The organism is Gordonia hydrophobica NBRC 16057, from assembly GCF_001592365.1.
Taxonomy (GTDB): domain Bacteria; phylum Actinomycetota; class Actinomycetes; order Mycobacteriales; family Mycobacteriaceae; genus Gordonia; species Gordonia hydrophobica.
The window spans coordinates 80,725-97,144 of the sequence record NZ_BCWU01000008.1; the positions used below are offsets into that span (position 1 = coordinate 80,725).

The 16,420-nt window shown below is 67.4% G+C and carries 13 protein-coding genes; 4 read left to right on the forward strand and 9 right to left on the reverse strand.

All coding sequences use genetic code 11. From position 1 onward, the window contains the following. Window positions 1-63: 63 nt before the first annotated feature. The 3 genes from GH2_RS14365 (at window position 64) to GH2_RS14375 (ending at window position 4,161) form a co-directional block, all read left to right on the forward strand. On the forward strand, window positions 64-2,868 hold the full coding sequence (locus tag GH2_RS14365; RefSeq protein WP_066169363.1) for an aconitate hydratase: 2,805 nt from the start codon (window positions 64-66) through the stop codon (window positions 2,866-2,868). A gap of 74 nt (window positions 2,869-2,942) precedes the next feature. Further along, window positions 2,943-3,692: a hypothetical protein gene (locus GH2_RS14370; protein WP_157086097.1), complete on the forward strand. Its 750-nt coding sequence runs from the start codon at window positions 2,943-2,945 to the stop codon at window positions 3,690-3,692. A gap of 124 nt (window positions 3,693-3,816) precedes the next feature. Next, window positions 3,817-4,161, forward strand: a complete 345-nt coding sequence (locus tag GH2_RS14375; protein ID WP_066169367.1) for a YciI family protein — start codon at window positions 3,817-3,819, stop codon at window positions 4,159-4,161. 97 nt (window positions 4,162-4,258) lie between these two features. On the opposite strand, the gene GH2_RS14380 is transcribed toward GH2_RS14375, so the two are convergent. The 7 genes from GH2_RS14380 to GH2_RS14410 all read right to left on the reverse strand — a co-directional run bounded on the left by GH2_RS14380 (window position 4,259) and on the right by GH2_RS14410 (window position 11,924). Beyond that, window positions 4,259-5,416 (reverse strand): thiolase family protein, encoded by a 1,158-nt coding sequence (locus GH2_RS14380; protein ID WP_066169370.1) that lies wholly within the window; start codon window positions 5,414-5,416, stop codon window positions 4,259-4,261. A gap of 49 nt (window positions 5,417-5,465) precedes the next feature. Further along, window positions 5,466-6,251, reverse strand: a complete 786-nt coding sequence (locus GH2_RS14385; RefSeq protein ID WP_066169372.1) for a crotonase/enoyl-CoA hydratase family protein — start codon at window positions 6,249-6,251, stop codon at window positions 5,466-5,468. Then, a complete protein-coding gene (locus GH2_RS14390) occupies window positions 6,248-7,012 on the reverse strand; it encodes an SDR family NAD(P)-dependent oxidoreductase (protein ID WP_066169374.1) in 765 nt (254 codons plus the stop codon). The genes GH2_RS14385 and GH2_RS14390 overlap by 4 nt, the downstream gene beginning before the upstream one ends. Window positions 7,013-7,061: 49 nt before the next feature. Further along, window positions 7,062-8,210: an acyl-CoA dehydrogenase family protein gene (locus GH2_RS14395; protein WP_066169376.1), complete on the reverse strand. Its 1,149-nt coding sequence runs from the start codon at window positions 8,208-8,210 to the stop codon at window positions 7,062-7,064. Window positions 8,211-8,242: 32 nt separating this feature from the next. Further along, on the reverse strand, window positions 8,243-9,427 hold the full coding sequence (locus GH2_RS14400) for a CaiB/BaiF CoA transferase family protein (RefSeq protein WP_066169378.1): 1,185 nt from the start codon (window positions 9,425-9,427) through the stop codon (window positions 8,243-8,245). After that, window positions 9,424-10,743, reverse strand: coding sequence for an MFS transporter (locus GH2_RS14405; protein WP_084247503.1), 1,320 nt, complete (start codon window positions 10,741-10,743; stop codon window positions 9,424-9,426). Before GH2_RS14405 ends, GH2_RS14400 begins: the two co-directional genes overlap by 4 nt. A gap of 179 nt (window positions 10,744-10,922) precedes the next feature. Beyond that, window positions 10,923-11,924 (reverse strand): LysR family transcriptional regulator, encoded by a 1,002-nt coding sequence (locus GH2_RS14410; protein ID WP_066169380.1) that lies wholly within the window; start codon window positions 11,922-11,924, stop codon window positions 10,923-10,925. A 109-nt stretch (window positions 11,925-12,033) separates the two neighbouring features. On the opposite strand from GH2_RS14410, the gene GH2_RS14415 reads away from it, so the two are divergent. Next, entirely contained in the window at window positions 12,034-13,326 is a 1,293-nt protein-coding gene (locus GH2_RS14415) for an RNA polymerase sigma factor (protein WP_066169382.1), read from the forward strand. 16 nt (window positions 13,327-13,342) lie between these two features. On the opposite strand, the gene GH2_RS14420 is transcribed toward GH2_RS14415, so the two are convergent. Continuing rightward, window positions 13,343-14,050, reverse strand: a complete 708-nt coding sequence (locus GH2_RS14420) for a DNA methyltransferase (protein ID WP_244885391.1) — start codon at window positions 14,048-14,050, stop codon at window positions 13,343-13,345. A 78-nt stretch (window positions 14,051-14,128) separates the two neighbouring features. After that, complete coding sequence (locus tag GH2_RS14425) at window positions 14,129-16,363, reverse strand: NADP-dependent isocitrate dehydrogenase (RefSeq protein ID WP_066169386.1); 2,235 nt, start codon at window positions 16,361-16,363, stop codon at window positions 14,129-14,131. Between the last annotated feature and the right edge of the window lie 57 nt (window positions 16,364-16,420).

Sequence of the window (16,420 nt, forward strand, 5' to 3'; positions counted from 1 at the left end):
TAGTCAGATGCCTCGCGCGGCCCGGCCCTCAGGCCGCGCTAACGCGGAAGGTGGCGAAAGCACGTGACTACGAACAGCTTTGCAAGCCGGGACCAACTCGCTGTCGGGACCAAGAACTACGAGATCCATCGACTCGATCGGATCGACGGTTCGGCCCGACTCCCCTACAGCCTGAAAGTCCTCCTGGAGAACCTGCTCCGGAACGAGGACGGCACCGTCGTGACCAGTGCTCAGGTGGAAGCACTGCGCGACTGGGACCCGACATCGGAGCAGAATCCCGAGATCCAGTACACGCCGGCGCGTGTGCTGATGCAGGATTTCACCGGAGTCCCGTGCGTCGTCGACCTGGTCGCCATGCGCGACGCGATGACCGAGCTCGGGGGCCCGCCGTCGAAGATCAACCCGCAGATCCCCGCGGAACTGGTCATCGACCACTCCGTGATCGCCGAGGCCTTCGCGAGCTCCGCGGCGTTCGGCATCAACTCGCAGTTGGAGTTCGAGCGGAACAAGGAGCGTTACCAACTGCTCCGCTGGGGTCAGCAGGCCTTCGACGACTTCCTGGTGGTTCCGCCGGACACCGGCATCTGTCACCAGGTGAACCTGGAGTACCTCTCGCGCGTCACCTTCACGCGGGAGCGCGACGGGGTCACCCAGGCCTATCCCGACACCCTCGTCGGCACCGACTCCCACACTCCGATGGTCAACGGACTCGGCGTCCTGGGCTGGGGCGTCGGCGGAATCGAGGCCGAAGCCGCCATGCTCGGCCAGCCGATCAGCATGCTGATCCCCCAGGTGATCGGCGTCCGACTGAGCGGTGAGCTCAGCGCGGGCACCACTGCCACCGACCTCGTCCTCACCGTCGCGGAACTGCTGCGCAGCATCGGCGTGGTCGGCAAGTTCGTCGAGTTCTTCGGCCCCAGCGTCCAGCACGTGCCGCTCGCCACGCGGGCGACGATCGGCAACATGAGCCCCGAATACGGTTCCACGGCAACCATGTTCCCGATCGACGACGTGACGCTGGACTATCTGCGGCTGACCGGCCGATCCGACGAACAGATCGATCTGGTCGAGGCCTACTCCAAGCTCCAGGGACTGTGGCACGACCCCGAGCACGTCCCGGACTTCTCGCGGATCGTCGACCTGGACCTGTCGGCCGTCGAGCCGTCCATCGCGGGACCCACCCGCCCGCAGGACCGGATCCCGCTCGGGGACGCACCGGGAACCGTGCGAGGCCTCTTCGGCGAGCAGACCCAGCAGCGCGCGGCGGGCGGCTTGGACAGCGCGTCGGCCGCGTCGTTCCCCGCGAGTGATCCGATCGCACCCGGATCGGGTTCCGGGGACGACGCCCCGCCGCGGCACACCACGGCCGAGCAGCTCACCGCGAACGAGAAGCTCGGCTGGCCGAGCAATCCGGCCGAGGTCGTCGTCAGCGGACGGAAGGCGATCGTCGACCACGGTGATGTGGTGATCGCCGCGATCACCTCGTGCACCAACACGTCGAACCCGTCGGTGATGCTCGCCGCCGCCCTGCTCGCCAAGAACGCGGTCGAGAAGGGCCTCCGGACCCGCCCGTGGGTCAAGACCACTCTCGCCCCCGGATCACGCGTCGTCACCGACTACTTCGATCGCTCAGGGCTGACCCCGTACCTCGACCAGCTCGGGTTCAACCTCGTCGGCTACGGCTGCACCACGTGCATCGGCAACTCCGGCCCGTTGATCCCCGAGGTCAGCAGGGCGGTCGGCGAGAACGAGCTGAACGTCTCGGCCGTGCTGTCCGGCAACCGCAACTTCGAGGGCCGCATCCACCCGGAGGTGCGGATGAACTTCCTGGCGTCGCCGCCGCTGGTGATCGCGTACGCCCTCGCGGGCAGTCTGCACACCGACCTGCTCACCGAGCCGTTGAACACCAACGACGCGGGCGAGCCGGTCTATCTCCGCGACATCTGGCCGTCGGAAGAGGAGATCGCGCGAGCGGTCGACGAGAACGTCGAGGCCTCGATGTTCACCAAGGGCTACTCGGACGTCTACGCGGGCGACGACAACTGGCGCAGGATGAACATCCCCGGCGGCGACGTCTACGCCTGGGACCAGACGTCCACCTACATTCAGCGCCCGCCGTTCTTCGACGGCATGCGTCGCGAACCGGAGCCGATCACCGATATCAGCGGCGCCCGCGTCCTCGCCAAGCTGGGAGACTCGGTCACCACCGACCACATCTCCCCTGCGGGCGCCATCAAGCTCGACAGTCCGGCGGGCCGCTACCTCACCGATCACGGCATCGAACGCAAGGACTTCAACTCCTACGGCTCGCGCCGCGGCAATCACCACGTGATGATCCGCGGCACCTTCGCCAACGTCCGCCTGCGCAATCAGTTGGTGCCCGGCGTCGAGGGCGGTGTGACCAAGCACTGGCCCGACGGCGAGCAGACGTCGATCTACGACGCCTCGGTCGCCTACCAGCAGGAGGGCGTCCCCCTGGTCGTCATCGCGGGTAAGGACTACGGTTCGGGATCCTCCCGCGACTGGGCGGCCAAGGGCACCCGACTCCTCGGCGTCCGCGCAGTGATCGCGCAGTCGTACGAACGGATCCACCGGTCCAACCTGATCGGAATGGGCGTCCTGCCGCTGCAATTCCACGACGGCGACTCCGCCGAATCACTGAGCCTGACCGGCGACGAGGTCTACGGCGTGTCCGGCATCGCGGACGGCGACGGCGTGGCGGACGAGGTGACGGTGACCGTCGAATCCGACGGCCAGACGCGCGAGTTCCGTGCCAAGGTCCGGATCGACACCCCCGCGGAGGCGGCGTACTACCTCAACGACGGCATCCTGCAGTACGTACTGAGGTCGCTGCTGGCGAAGGCCTAGTGTCGCAGGACACTAACGTCCGACATGCACGGTCGTGGCAGGACGGGAGCATCCCGTTCTGCCACGATCGGACCATGACCGCACTGGGTTGGATGACGCGCTACGACGCTGGACGCCATGACGAGATCTGGCATGAGCTGCGGATGCTCGGCGACCGCGTCCACGAGTCGAGGTACCGTCCGGAAGCACAGGCCGTCTGCGACGAGATGGCGACGCGCGCCCATCAGAACGTGACGACCCTCGTCGCGGCCCTTACCGCCGACGGATACACGTTCACCACCAACGACGACGATCGTGCACCGGTATCGCCGCACGTGTCACCCGGCCCGCGCGCCGCCGAGCTCGCGCACTGGCTCGACGAGCGATTCGGGATCCCGTTGGCCGTGGCGTCGTGGGTGCGGATCGTCGGCGACGTCTGGTTCATCGGAGAACACCCGCGATGGTCGACCGCCGCCGACGCCGATCCCCTGGTGATGGAACTCTCGGGGGCACGCTATCCGGAACAGGACGTCCGAGCCTACCTCGAGGACGACTACGCCCAATGGCAGGAGTGGGCGAAGTCCGAGCCCGCGGAAGCCGGCGTGTTCGGTCTGCCCGCCGCTCCCGATCGGCTGACGAAGGCGAACGTGAGCGGCGGCCTGCCGTACGGATTCCCGATTCCGGACCGATCAGCGGAGGGGACGTTCCGGGGCGATGTCGCCATGCCGTTCGTCGCCTATCTGAACCACGTGTTCGACAACGCCGGATTCCCCCATCCCACGACGCCGCCCGATGAGCAGAGCCGACTCCGCCGGGAGTTGGCGCCGCGCATGCTCCGCCTCTGATCGAGCCGTCCCTGGATCGCTTTCACCAACCTGTCGATCTGGCCGCGTCCCGTACGTCACCATGGTGTCGGGCTGATCGGCCCGACATCACACCACGTCACACTTGTCGCCACTGGGAGATGCCATGAAATACGCACTGTTACTGATGGGCCACATCAACGATCCGGCCTGCGGCGAAGACGGCGGCGCGAGCCCCGAAGAGTTCTTCGCCTTCGATAAAGAGATCACCGACGCGGGGGTGGTCGTCAGTTCCTTCGCACTCGAGGACGAGCGAGTGATGGTGCACACCGACGACTCCGGCGAACGCGTCGTCGCATCGTCCGGACCCTTTGCCGAGGTGCAGGAGTTCGTCGGCGGCGCCTACATCATCGAGGTGGCCGACGTCGACGAGGCGATCGCGTGGGCGCGACGCAGCCCGGGATCGGCGCCGGGCGGACACGTCGAGATCCGGCCGCTGGCGCCGTACTGATCGACCACCTGATCGAGACACGACGACCGCTCGGTGTCGGCACAGCCGACATCGAGCGGTCGTCGTTCGGGTCATTGCTCGTCACAAGCACCGCGGCTCAGACGCTGAGGTTCTCCAGAATCGTCGCGTTGGCCATCCCGCCGCCTTCGCACATGGTCTGCAGCCCGTAGCGAACGCCGCTTGCACGCAGGTGGTGCACGAGGGTCGTCGCCAGGCGGGCGCCCGACCCGCCGAGCGGATGGCCCAGCGCGATCGCACCACCGTTCGGATTCACGAGTGTCTCATCGGCGCCGGTCTCGGTGAGCCAAGCACCGACCACACTGGCGAACGCCTCATTGACTTCGAAGGCGCCGATGTCCGAGAGCGACAGGCCCGCACGCTTCAGAGCGAGCGCCGTCGCCGGAATGGGGCCGGCGAGCATCGTCACCGGATCGGTGCCGACCACGGTCGCGGTGTGCACTCGCGCCAGCGGGCGCAGACCGAGTTCGTTCGCGCGTTCACTCGACATCACCAGCAGCGCCGACGCACCGTCGGAGATCTGCGAGGCATTGCCTGCGGTGACGTATCGGTCCTCGCCGAGGATCGGGGTCAGGGTGCTGAGCTTGTCGACCGTCGAGCCGCGGCGCACCCCCTCGTCGACGCTGAACACGCTGCCGTCGGCGAGCTCGATGGGCACGATCTCCGCGTCGAATCGACCGGCGTCGATCGCGGCGGCGGCGCGGTCGTGCGAGCGGACGCTGTAGGCGTCCATCCAGCCACGATCGATGCCGTACTGCTCCGCGAGCATCTCGGCGCCGCGCATCTGATTGAACTCGATGCCGTCGTACCGGCTCTTGATCCGGTCGCTGTTCGGGTCACCGAGTCCGACCCGCCGGGCCGACCCCATCGGGATCCGGGACATCGACTCGACGCCGCCGGCCACCGCCACGTCGTACTGACCGGCGATCACTCCCGCCGCCGCGAAATGCAGGGCCTGCTGGCTCGATCCGCACTGTCGCTCGATCGTCGTTCCGGGAATGGTCTCCGGCCAGCCTGCGGCGAGCACGGCGTTGCGGCCGGGGTTGCCCGCCTGCTCGCCGACCTGACCGACGCATCCCCAGATCACGTCGTCGACGAGGTCGGGGGCGATGCCGGTCCGTTCAGTCAGGGCGTTCAAGACGTCGGCCGAGAGGTCGACGGGGTGCATGTCTTTGAGTCGGCCGTTGCGGCGACCGAGCGGACTTCGGACGGCGTCGACGATGACGGCATCACGCATGGGTAATCACTTCTCTCTCAATCAGATGTATGGGGGTGCCGGGCTCGCCCTAGGTCGCGGTCCAGACCGGATCGCGACGTTCGGTGAACGCCGCAGCGCCTTCCTTCGCGTCGTTGGACTGCAGGACCGGCATCACGATCTCCCTCGACAGGCTGAACCGCTGGTCACGGGGCCAGTCGGAGGACGCGTCCATCACTGCTTTGCTCGCCTGAACCGCAAGGGGTCCGTTGCCTGCGAGGACGGTCGCCAGTTCCAGAGCGCCGGCGAGCGCGGAACCGGACGGCGTCAGCCGGTTGATCAGGCCGAGCGCGCTCAGTTCTCCTGCCGCTTTCGGTTCTCCGGTGAGAACCATCTCGACAGCGATCGCCCGCGGCAGCCGCTCCGGCAGACGATGCAGACCGCCGGCGGCCGCGACGAGACCGCGTTTCACCTCGGGCAGACCGAACATCGCGTCCTCGGCGGCCACGATCAGGTCGGCGGCGAGCACCAGCTCGAACCCTCCCGCCAAGGCACCGCCTTCGACGGCCGCGATGAGCGGCTTCGTCGGCGGCGCTTCGACGAGTCCGGCGAAGCCGCGCCCCTCGACCCGCGGGCTCTCGCCCCGCAGGAAGGCCTTGAGATCCATGCCTGCGCAGAAGAACCCGCCGGCGCCGGTGATGACTCCGACCCGTAACTCCGGATCAGCGTCCAGTCGCGTGATCGCGGCGGCGACGGCCTCGGCGACGGTTCGGTTGACCGCATTGCGCGCACCGGGCCGATTCAGGGTGATGACGAGGATCGGTCCATGCTGCTCGACGAGCACCTCGTCGACCGTCGAATCGACGGCCGCGGTCATCGCGGACCCATTCGGATCGCGCCGTCCAGACGGACCGTTTCGCCGTTGATCATGCCGTTGCTGATCATGTGCTCGGCCAGGGCGGCGAACTCCGTGGGATCACCGAGGCGCTTCGGATGCGGGACCGCCGCGGCGAGCGCCTCGCGAATGTCGTCCCGCGCGTTGAGCAGCAGCGGCGTCGCGAACACGCCGGGGGCGATGGTGTTGACGCGAATGCCGACCGTCGCCAGGTCACGGGCCGCGGGCAGGGTCATACCGACGACCGCCGCCTTCGACGCCGCATAGTTGATCTGGCCGATCTGCCCCTCGTACGCCGCGACGGACGCGGTGAGCACCACGGCTCCGCGGTCGCCGTCGAGCTCCTCGTTGCTCGCCATGGCCTGCGCCGCGAAGCGGAGGACGTTGAACGTGCCGATCACGTTGAGGCCGATGACCGACTCGAAGGGGTCGAGATCGGTCGCCTTCCCGGCCTTGTCGAGGATCCGCATCGGCTTGCCGCGTCCGGCGCAGTGGACGACGGCGCGAACCGGTCCGCGCGTCTGGGCGTCGGCGAAGGCGGCTTCGACCGCTGCCCCGTCGGTGACGTCCGCGGCGACGAAGGTCGCTGCGGCGCCGAGGCGACTGGCCTGCTCGGCGCCGTCGGAGTTCGGCAGATCGATCAAGGTCACCGTCGCGCCGCCCTCGATGAGCCGAGTCGCGGTGGCGAGGCCCAGACCTGACGCACCGCCGGTGACGACGGCGTTGATGGTGTCGATTCTCATTCTGGAGTGTCCTTTGTGACTGTGAGGTGTGCGGTGGTCCGAGCCGACGTCAGAGGCCGATGGACTTGGAGATGACGCTCTTCATGACTTCGCTGGTGCCGCCGAAGATGCGGGTGACGCGAGCGTCGGCGTAGAGCCGCGCGATCGGGTACTCGGTCATGTAGCCGTAGCCGCCGTGCACTTGCAGGCACTTGTCGATCACGCGTGCCTGCACCTCGGTGCAGAAGAGCTTGGCTTTGGCGGCGTCGGCGGGAGCGAGTTCGCCCGCGTCCAGCGCGACGAGCGCCTGATCGACGAGGGCCTGCCCCGCCGCCAACTCGGTGGCGCATTCGGCGAGGACGAACTTGGTGTTCTGGAAGCCCGCGAGCGGCTTGCCGAAGACCAGGCGTTCCTGGGCGTATTCGACCGCCAGGTTCACCGCGGCCGTCGCGGTCGCGAGCGCGGTGATGGCGATCGACAGTCGCTCCTGCGAGAGGTTGTGGCCGAGCATCCCGAAGGCCCGCCCCTCTTCGCCGAGCAGGTTGCGCGCAGGGACGCGGACGTCGACGAAGCTCAGTTCGGCGGTATCGCTCGACTTCATGCCGATCTTGTGCAGGTTGCGACCGTGGCTGAAACCAGGCATGTCGCGCTCGACGACCAGCAGGGACAGCCCGTCGCGCCGGTTCTCCACGTCCTTGTCGGTCCGGGCCAGGACGATCACCAGGTCGGCGTTGATGCCGCCGGTGATGAAGGTCTTGGCGCCGTTGAGGATGTAGTCGTCGCCGTCGCGGACCGCGGTGGTCGCGACGCCGGCCAGGTCGGATCCGATTCCGGGCTCGGTCATCGCGATGGAGCTGACGAGTCCGCCGTCGGCGAATCCGGGGAACCAGCGGCGACGCTGTTCGTCGTTGCAGTATTCGAGGAAGTACGGGAGCACGGTGTTCAGGTGCACCTGGAATCCACCGAGCGAGGCTGCGGCGTACCCGATCTCCTCGTACACGACGGTGTTGAACAGGAAGCTGTCGATCCCGCCGCCCCCGAACTCCTCGGGGATCTGCAGTCCGTTGATACCGATCTCGGCGGTCTTCTTGTAGAAGTCGCGCGGGATGCAGCCCTGCTCCTCCCAGTCGGGGAGGTTCGGAACGATCTCTTTGGCGATGAACTGGCGGACGGACTCACGGAACGCGTCGTGGTCCTCGGAGAAGATGGTGCGCTTCACGGTAGCGGCCTTTCGAAAGGTGGAGGAGGTGTTCAGAGGGAGACGACGCCGGCGGCGGACAGCCGATCGATGTCGGCGTCCTCGTACCCGAGGTCGCGCAGGACGGCGGAGGTGTGCTGGCCGAGGCCCGGATCCGCCGTGGTGGAGAGCTTGACCATGCTCCCCAGGTGCCACGGCGAGCCGAGAGCGGTGTGCGTCTCGCCGTCGACGTCGGAGACCTCGACGAACAGACCGGACGCACTCACGTCTTCGCTGCGCATCACGTCGGCGTAGGTGTTGATCTGCCCGGCGACCACGCCGTTCGACGTCAGGAGCGCCATCGCTTCGGCACGAGTCATCGTGGAGAAGGCGCTGCGCAGTTCGGTCAGCATCGCCGCGCGGTTCTTGACTCGCTGTTCGTTGTCCGCGAATCGGGGATCCTCGGGCAGATCGGGTCGGCCGATGAGGGTGCACAGCCGGACGAAGTGCGGCTGCGAGTAGGCGGACAGTACGAGGCTTCCGTCCTTTGTCGTCATGACGTCGGCGGCGGGTGCGAGACGGTCCTGACCGTTGCCGCGACGCTTCGGCTCCTGCCCGGTCAGCAGATACTGGCCGTAACCGGTGGCCTGCATGTGAACGGCGACTTCGAGGAGCGAGACCTCGACGGTGTCGCCGACGCCGGTGCGGAGTCGACCGACGTACGCGCCGAGAATCGCCTGCGCGCAGACGTATCCGGTGGCCGCGTCGATGATCTGCGATCCGACCTTCTGCGGCTCACCGTCGGCCTCGCCGGTGACCCACATCAGCCCGCTCTCGGCTTGCGCCGCGATGTCGAGCCCGGGACGATCCTTCGACGGTCCGTGGAGTCCGAATCCGCTGACGGTCGCGTAGATCATCGCGGGGTGCTCGGCGAGAACCTGCTCGGCGCCGAGCCCGAAGGACTCCATGACGCCGGGGCGCAGGTTCTGGACGACGATGTCGGCGCCGGCGACGAGCTTCTTGGCGATGGCCAGGCCGTCCGCCGATTTGAGGTCGAGGGTGATGGCGCGCTTGCCGCGGTTGTAGTTCTGCAGCATCGCCTTGCCCGCGGTGCCGATGACGCGTGCCGACTCCCCGTGGAGGGGTTCGATCTTGATCACGTCGGCGCCGAGGTCGGCGAGCGCCTGAGTGGCGGCGGGGGCGGCGATGAACTGTCCGAAGTCGATGACGCGAACGCCGTCCAATGGTGCGGTGGTCATGCTGTCTTCTCCTCAACGGAAGTACGGATACGAAGGATGTCGCGCTCGGGCTTGACGAGGAACACGGCGATGACCGCGCCGACGATCATGAGTGCCCCGGAGCTCTGGAAGCCGAACGCATAGCCGGCGATCTTGTCGGCAGCCGAGCCGACGGCGAAGCCGAGGACCAGCGGAGCCACCATGCCGGAGATGCTGGCGATGGCCGAGAGCATGCCGAGCACCATGCCGCGTCGCTTGGCCGCCACCACGTCGGCGATCGCCGAGAGGGCGACGCCGAAGGCCGCGGTGTTGAGCGAGAACGCCAGCGAGATCAGGACCAGCTGCACCGGCCCCTGCTGCAGGAAGGTGAACCCTGCCATCGACACGCCTGCGGCGGCGACCAGTGCGGCACTGAGGTAGCCGCGGGCGATCCGACGAGACACGCCGCGCGAGATCAGTCGACCGGAGAACCAGCCGGCGACGATCGCACCGACGGCGGCGAGACCGTACGGCAGCATCATCAGCTGACCGGCGGTGGCGGTGTCGTAGCCGAGACCCTCCTGGAGGTACACGGGCAGCCAGGCGATCTTCAACGTGGTGGACCAGTACGAGCTGAACATCAGGATCGCGATGCCGATGACGGTCCCGGTCTTGAGGATGACGGAGTACGGGGCGTCGACGGTGTCGACGACGACAGTCGACTTGGTGTGCGCTGCCGCGGCTTCCGCGTCCGGCGTGCGGCTGAACGCGAGCCAGGCGATCGCCCAGATCACGCCGAGGGCGATGAGCACATAGAACGCGGCGTGCCAGTTCCATCGGAAGATCATCCAGGTGAGCAGCGGTGCGGCGATCAGCGTGCCGATCGATGCGCCGGCCGAGACGAAGCCTCCGGCCATGGCACGCCGTTCCGGCGGGAACCACGCGTGTGCTGCGTGATTCGCGAGTGCGAAGGCCGGTCCCTCGGCGAAGCCGAGGATCACGCGGCAGGCGATCAGCACACCGAAGCTCACCGTCCCCAGCAGCGGGATCATCGTGGCGACCCAGATCAGCATCAGACCGGCGAGCAGCCAGCGCAGGCTGACTCGCGAGGAGAGCCAGCCGAAGAACAGCGCTCCGGCCGCGAACAGCCAGAAGAACGCGCTCTGCAGCAGGCCGAACTGTTCAGAGCTGAGCCCGAGGTCGGCCTGGATCTGGACACCGGCGAATGCGATGACCGACTTGTCGGCGTGATTGATGAGCATGAAGACAACGAGAAGGCCGACGACCAACCATGCCCGACCGGCCTTCGGCGCCGGGGCACTCTTCTCGATGCCCGGTGCGGGCGCTGTTTGAGTCATCGCGTTCCTTCTCGATCTCTGATGGCGAAATCACGGCGATCGAGGACGACATCTCAGTGGTATGCCGCACAGTCAGTTCTGTAATGCGAACCGCATCGCAGTGATCGAACACACTCAGTGAACCGCTCGGCGATTCATTGCGTCAAAGACCAAAAGAAGAGCGAACTCAATGATATTAACTATGACTGCAGGTCACGCTGGTTATCGTCGCGCAACCTGCGGTCCCCTACACGGCGCATCCCCTCCGCCGCCTCGACAATGGTGAGACCGTCGCGCATGCGCTCGGCGACGCCGTCGGCGAACTCGGCCACGGATTCGCGCGCCGAGATCAGGAACTGTGCGGCGGTCTCCGTCAGTCGCTCGGTCCGGTAGATCACACCCAACCCGCGCAGGAGCCGCGGTTCCAGATCACGAACAACGGCACCGCGCTGCGACGCGTCCAGTGCGCTGCGCAAGGTCACGATCGTCGCGCCACCGCCGGCGAGGACCACGGGCAGAACGGTCCCCCGCTGCTGGACGCGAACCGCGACGTCGGGTTCCACCCCCGCCTGGCGGAGCGAGCGCTCGATGAAGTCTCGTGTCTCCGTACCGGGTTCGCCGAGCACCAACGGCACGCCTCCGAGCCTCGCGACGGGCATCGGATCCGCCCACCGAGCTTCCGTCCCGGCCGGTGCGACCAAGACGAAGTGCTGGTCGATGAGGTGTTCACCGGTGAGTTCGGCCAGGTCGCGGGTCGTCGACACGATGCCGAGTTCGCAAGCACCGGACCGGACCAGTTCCACCACGTCGGCCGTCGAGTCTCGTTCCTGGATCCGAAACCGCACATCCGGATGACTGTGGCGAAACTTCGCCACCCAGACCGACAGCGGATCCGACGAGAGGTCGGAGAGGGCCGCGATGTCGATGTGGCCGCTCCGGCCGGCGCCGACGTCGCGCACGAGGTTCTCGGCGCGCTCCACCAGCCGCAGGATCTCCCTCGCTGAGCCGACCAGCGCCTCGCCCGCCGGGGCCAGCACGAGTCCGCGGCCGACCCGGTGGAACAGTTCCGTACCCAGGCTCTTCTCCAGTCGGCGTACCGATTGCGACAGCGACGGCTGCGCCACGTTGAGGTCAGCTGCTGCCCGGGTGACGCCGCCGGCGTCGACGACAGCGAGGAAGTACTCCAACTGACGCAGGTCCATGGTGCAAATGTACGCATCCAACCGAGCCGACCCGTCGATATCGTCGCCTCCCGTGCGTCACCATGGTGTCGGGCACTGTCGGCCCGGCCCGACACCACCGGGAGGATTGATGACGCAGGAACGCGCTGGCGCGGACGATGCTCGGGCGGCGCTCGCCGACGTCGATCGCGACACGCGCTCACGTGTGCTCGCCACGCTGACGAGCCGCTTCGGGGATCTCGACCTGGCCGAGGACGCCCTGCAGGAAGCGTTGGCGCAGGCGCTCGTCACCTGGCCGGACACCGGGGTCCCGGCGTCGCCCGGAGCGTGGCTCACGACCACGGCCAAGCGGAAGGCGCTCGACGTGGTGCGACGCGAGAAGGTCCTGTCCGACAAACTCGCCCGCCTGCACATCGAGTCCGACCGCGATGCACGACCGGCCGGATACTCCGACCCCGCCGACCTCGACGCCAACGCCCTGCCCGACGATCGCCTGGGCATGTTCTTCGCCTGCGCCCACCCGACCATCACCACGGAAGACCGCATCGCCTTGACCCTGCGGTTCGTCGCGGGCCTGACCACGCCGGAGGTGGCGCACGCACTGCTGGTGCCGGTTCCCACCATGCAGCAGCGGATTGTGCGCGCGAAGAAGCGGATCGTCACGCTGGGCGTGCCGTTCACCGCGCCGACCACCGACGACCTGCCGGAGCGATCCGCCGGCGTGCTGCGCGTCGTCTACCTCCTGTACGCCGAGGGCTTCGCCCGATCATCCGGCGCCGAGCACGTGCGCGACGACCTCACGACCGAGGCGATTCGTCTCGCACGACTGCTGGCACGACTTCTCCCCCACGCGGAGACCGTCGGTCTGCTGGCACTCCTGCTCCTGACGCAGGCACGACGTCCGGCGCGGCTCGACGACGACCGACCGGTTCCACTCGGCAGGCAGGACCGCACGAAGTGGGACCGCGACATGATCGCCCAGGGGCTGCGCCTCGCCGAGGAGGCCGCCGGTTCACCGGGTGCCGGCCCGTACGTGATCCAGGCCGCGATCGCCGCGGTGCATGCCGAGGCCCCGGACACCGACAGTACCGACTGGGAGCAGATCGCCGTGCTCTACCGGCTTCTGCAGACGCATGATCCGGGGCCGGTGGTGAAGGTGGGCAGAGCCGTCGCAGTCGGTCGTGCGCGCGGACCGGAGCACGGCTTGCGGATGCTCGACGACCTCCGCGACGACCGCTCGCTGAGGCGCTATCGGCCCTACCACGTCGCGCGGGCGATCACGCTCGTCGAACTCGGCGACGGCCCGTCCGCGGCGGCGGCCTATCGCGACGCCCTGGCGTTGCCCGGCAACGACGTCGAAGACGAGTTCCTCACCGAGTCGCTGCTCGAGATCACGACTGCTGACCGGCCGCGCACCGAGTGATGTCCGGGCTGCCTCGTCAGCGCTTGCCGAACACCAGCAGCGCGTCGGCCACGAGGTCGTGCGGGTAGCGGTCCCAGACGATCTCGGTGGTTCCGACCTCGTCCAGGTGGTCGGCGAGGACGCGACGGCAGTCGTCGATCAGGTGCGTCGTCCGGTCGCGGTGGCAGATGTCGGCGACGTTCCACACCACATACCCGCCTGTGACGACGACGTGCCTGCACTGCGCCGCGACCAGTCCGAGCTGGTGGAGATAGCGGTCGTAGTCCCCGCCCGACTCCTCGTACGCGGTCAGCGGGTCGGCGTCGTGATCGTGGGACGTCATGTACGGCGGCGACGTGAGGACCAGCTGGGCGCAGTCCGCCGACCGTTCCCCCTCGGCACGGAGGACCCGCACCATGGCACGCGCGTCACCCTCGTGAATCCGCGCATCGGGCAGCGCGCGCCGAAGCGACTCGATCCGTTCCGGCAGCAGTTCGATGCCGACGGACCGGCGACCCAACGCCGCCGCCCGCAGCAACGTGGTGCCGAATCCTGCGAATGGGTCGAAGACGGTGTCACCGGGCGCCGTGCATCGATCGATCACGTGATCGACGATCTCGGCCAGCATGTGCACGTCCTCGTCGGCCGACGGCGGACGTTGGTTCCGGAAATCGTCGTGCGTCGCGAACAGCTGGGCGTCCAACGGAAACCGCACTGCGACGGGCTCATCTCCCACAGTCGTCACCCGTGCAGTGTACCGACAGACGGCAGAACGCCCGACCTGCGCGAAGCGGGCCGGGCGTTCTGCCTCAGAGGGTGTCCGCTACACGCGGGCGGCCTCCAGTGCGGCATTCAGCGTTGCGCTCGGGCGCATCGCCGCGCTCAGCTTCTCGCCGTCGGCCATGTAGTAACCGCCGAGATCGACCGCGTGTCCCTGCACGGCCGCGATCTCGTCGACGATCGTGTCCGCGTCCGCCGCCAGCTTCTCCGCCAGCGGAGCGAACTGCTTGGCCAGCTCGGCGTCGTCGGTCTGTGCTGCCAACGCCTCCGCCCAGTAGAGGGCCAGGTAGAACTGGCTGCCGCGGTTGTCGAGCTCACCGGTGTTGCGCGACGGCGACTTCCGGTTGTCGAGCAGTTTGCTGGTGGCCGCGTCGAGGGTCGTCGCGAGGATGGCGGCCTTCGCGTTGTCGTACTTGCGACCGAGGTCCTCGAGGCTGGCCGCCAGTGCCAGGAACTCACCCAGCGAGTCCCACCGCAGGTGGTTCTCCTCCACGAGCTGCTTCACGTGCTTCGGAGCGGAGCCGCCCGCGCCGGTCTCGTACAGGCCGCCGCCCGCCATCAGCGGAACCACCGACAGCATCTTGGCGCTGGTGCCCAGCTCCAGGATCGGGAACAGGTCGGTCAGGTAGTCGCGGAGGATGTTGCCGGTCACCGAGATGGTGTCGAGGCCGCGCATCGCGCGCTCGAGGGTGTACCGCATGGCGCGGACCTGCGACATGATCTGGATGTCGAGGCCCTCGGTGTCGTGGTCCTTGAGGTACTTCTTGACCAGCGTGATGAGGTTGTTCTCGTGCGGACGGTACGGGTCCAGCCAGAAGACGGCGGGCATGCCCGAGGCGCGCGAGCGCGTGACGGCGAGCTTCACCCAGTCCTGGATCGGGGCGTCCTTGACGATGCACATGCGCCAGATGTCGCCCTGCTCCACATCCTGCGACAGGAGCACCTCGCCGGTGGAGGCGTCGACGATGTTCGCGACACCGCCCTCGGGGATCTCGAAGGTCTTGTCGTGCGAGCCGTATTCCTCGGCCTTCTGCGCCATCAGACCGACGTTGGGCACGGTGCCCATGGTGGTGGGATCGAACGCGCCGTTGGTCTTGCAGAAGTTGATGATCTCCTGGTAGATCCGCGCGAAGGTCGACTCGGGCATCACGGCCTTGGTGTCCTTCTTGCGGCCGTCGGCGCCGTACATCTTGCCGCCGATACGGATCATCGCGGGCATGGAGGCGTCGACGATGACGTCGCTCGGCGAGTGGAAGTTGGTGATGCCGTTGGCCGAGTCGACCATCGCCAGCTCCGGGCGGGTCTCGTGGCACCGGTGCATGTCGGCGACGACCTCTTCGCGCTTCGACGCCGGGAGCGTGGCGATCTTCTCGTACAGATCGGCCAGACCGTTGTTGACGTTGACGCCGAGCTCGTCGAACAGGTCACCGTGCTTGGCGAAGGCGTCCTTGTAGAACACCTTGACCGCGTGACCGAAGACGATGGGGTGCGAGACCTTCATCATCGTCGCCTTGACGTGCAGCGAGAACATGACGCCGGTGTCGCGCGCGTCGTTGAGCTGCTCTTCGTAGAACTCGAGGAGCGCCTTCTTGCTCATGAACATGCTGTCGATGACGTCGCCCTTGTCGAGCTGGACCGTCTTCATGAGGTGGACTTCGCCGTCGGGGGTGACGACCTCCATGCGCGTCTCGCAGGCGTGGTCGAGGATCATCGACTTCTCGCCGGCGTAGAAGTCGCCGTGCGTCATGTGCGCGACGTGCGACTGGGAGGCCATCGACCACTTGCCCATGCTGTGCGGGTTCTTCCGCGCGTACTCCTTGACCGCCTTCGGTGCGCGGCGATCGGAGTTTCCTTCGCGCAGAACCGGGTTCACTGCGCTGCCGAGGCACGCCGAGTAGCGCTCGCGGAGCTCTTCCTCTTCCGGCGTCTTCGGATCCTGCGGGTAGTCCGGGACTGCGTAGCCCTTCTCCTGCAGTTCGTGGATGGCGGCGTTGAGCTGCGGGACGGAGGCGCTGATGTTGGGAAGCTTGATGATGTTGGTCTCGGGAACCTGAGTCAGTCGGCCCAACTCGCCGAGGTTGTCCGGGACGCGCTGCTCGTCGGTCAGCACCTCCGGGAAGGTCGCGAGGATGCGGGCGGCGACGGAGATGTCACTCGTCGTGACGTCGATGCCTGCGGCGCTGGTGAACGTCCGGATGATCGGCAGGAACGCTTCGGTGGCGAGGCGCGGCGCCTCGTCGGTCAAGGTGTAAATGATCGTCTGGTCTTGGGAGGCCATGTGTGGTCAACCTCATTCTGATCGTTGTTCTTGTGGAACTATCTGATATTCAGTCGC

Bases quoted from the DNA above. Each gene is read 5' to 3' on its own strand.
- GH2_RS14385 (WP_066169372.1), bottom strand. From the start codon at position 6,251: ATGACCGCGGCCGTCGATTCGACGGTCGACGAGGTGCTCGTCGAGCAG.
- GH2_RS14425 (WP_066169386.1), bottom strand. From the start codon at position 16,363: ATGGCCTCCCAAGACCAGACGATCATTTACACCTTGACCGACGAGGCG.
- GH2_RS14400 (WP_066169378.1), bottom strand. From the start codon at position 9,427: ATGACCACCGCACCATTGGACGGCGTTCGCGTCATCGACTTCGGACAG.
- GH2_RS14405 (WP_084247503.1), bottom strand. From the start codon at position 10,743: ATGACTCAAACAGCGCCCGCACCGGGCATCGAGAAGAGTGCCCCGGCG.
- GH2_RS14415 (WP_066169382.1), top strand. From the start codon at position 12,034: ATGACGCAGGAACGCGCTGGCGCGGACGATGCTCGGGCGGCGCTCGCC.
- GH2_RS14380 (WP_066169370.1), bottom strand. From the start codon at position 5,416: ATGCGTGATGCCGTCATCGTCGACGCCGTCCGAAGTCCGCTCGGTCGC.
- GH2_RS14370 (WP_157086097.1), top strand. From the start codon at position 2,943: ATGACCGCACTGGGTTGGATGACGCGCTACGACGCTGGACGCCATGAC.
- GH2_RS14390 (WP_066169374.1), bottom strand. From the start codon at position 7,012: ATGAGAATCGACACCATCAACGCCGTCGTCACCGGCGGTGCGTCAGGT.
- GH2_RS14375 (WP_066169367.1), top strand. From the start codon at position 3,817: ATGAAATACGCACTGTTACTGATGGGCCACATCAACGATCCGGCCTGC.
- GH2_RS14410 (WP_066169380.1), bottom strand. From the start codon at position 11,924: ATGGACCTGCGTCAGTTGGAGTACTTCCTCGCTGTCGTCGACGCCGGC.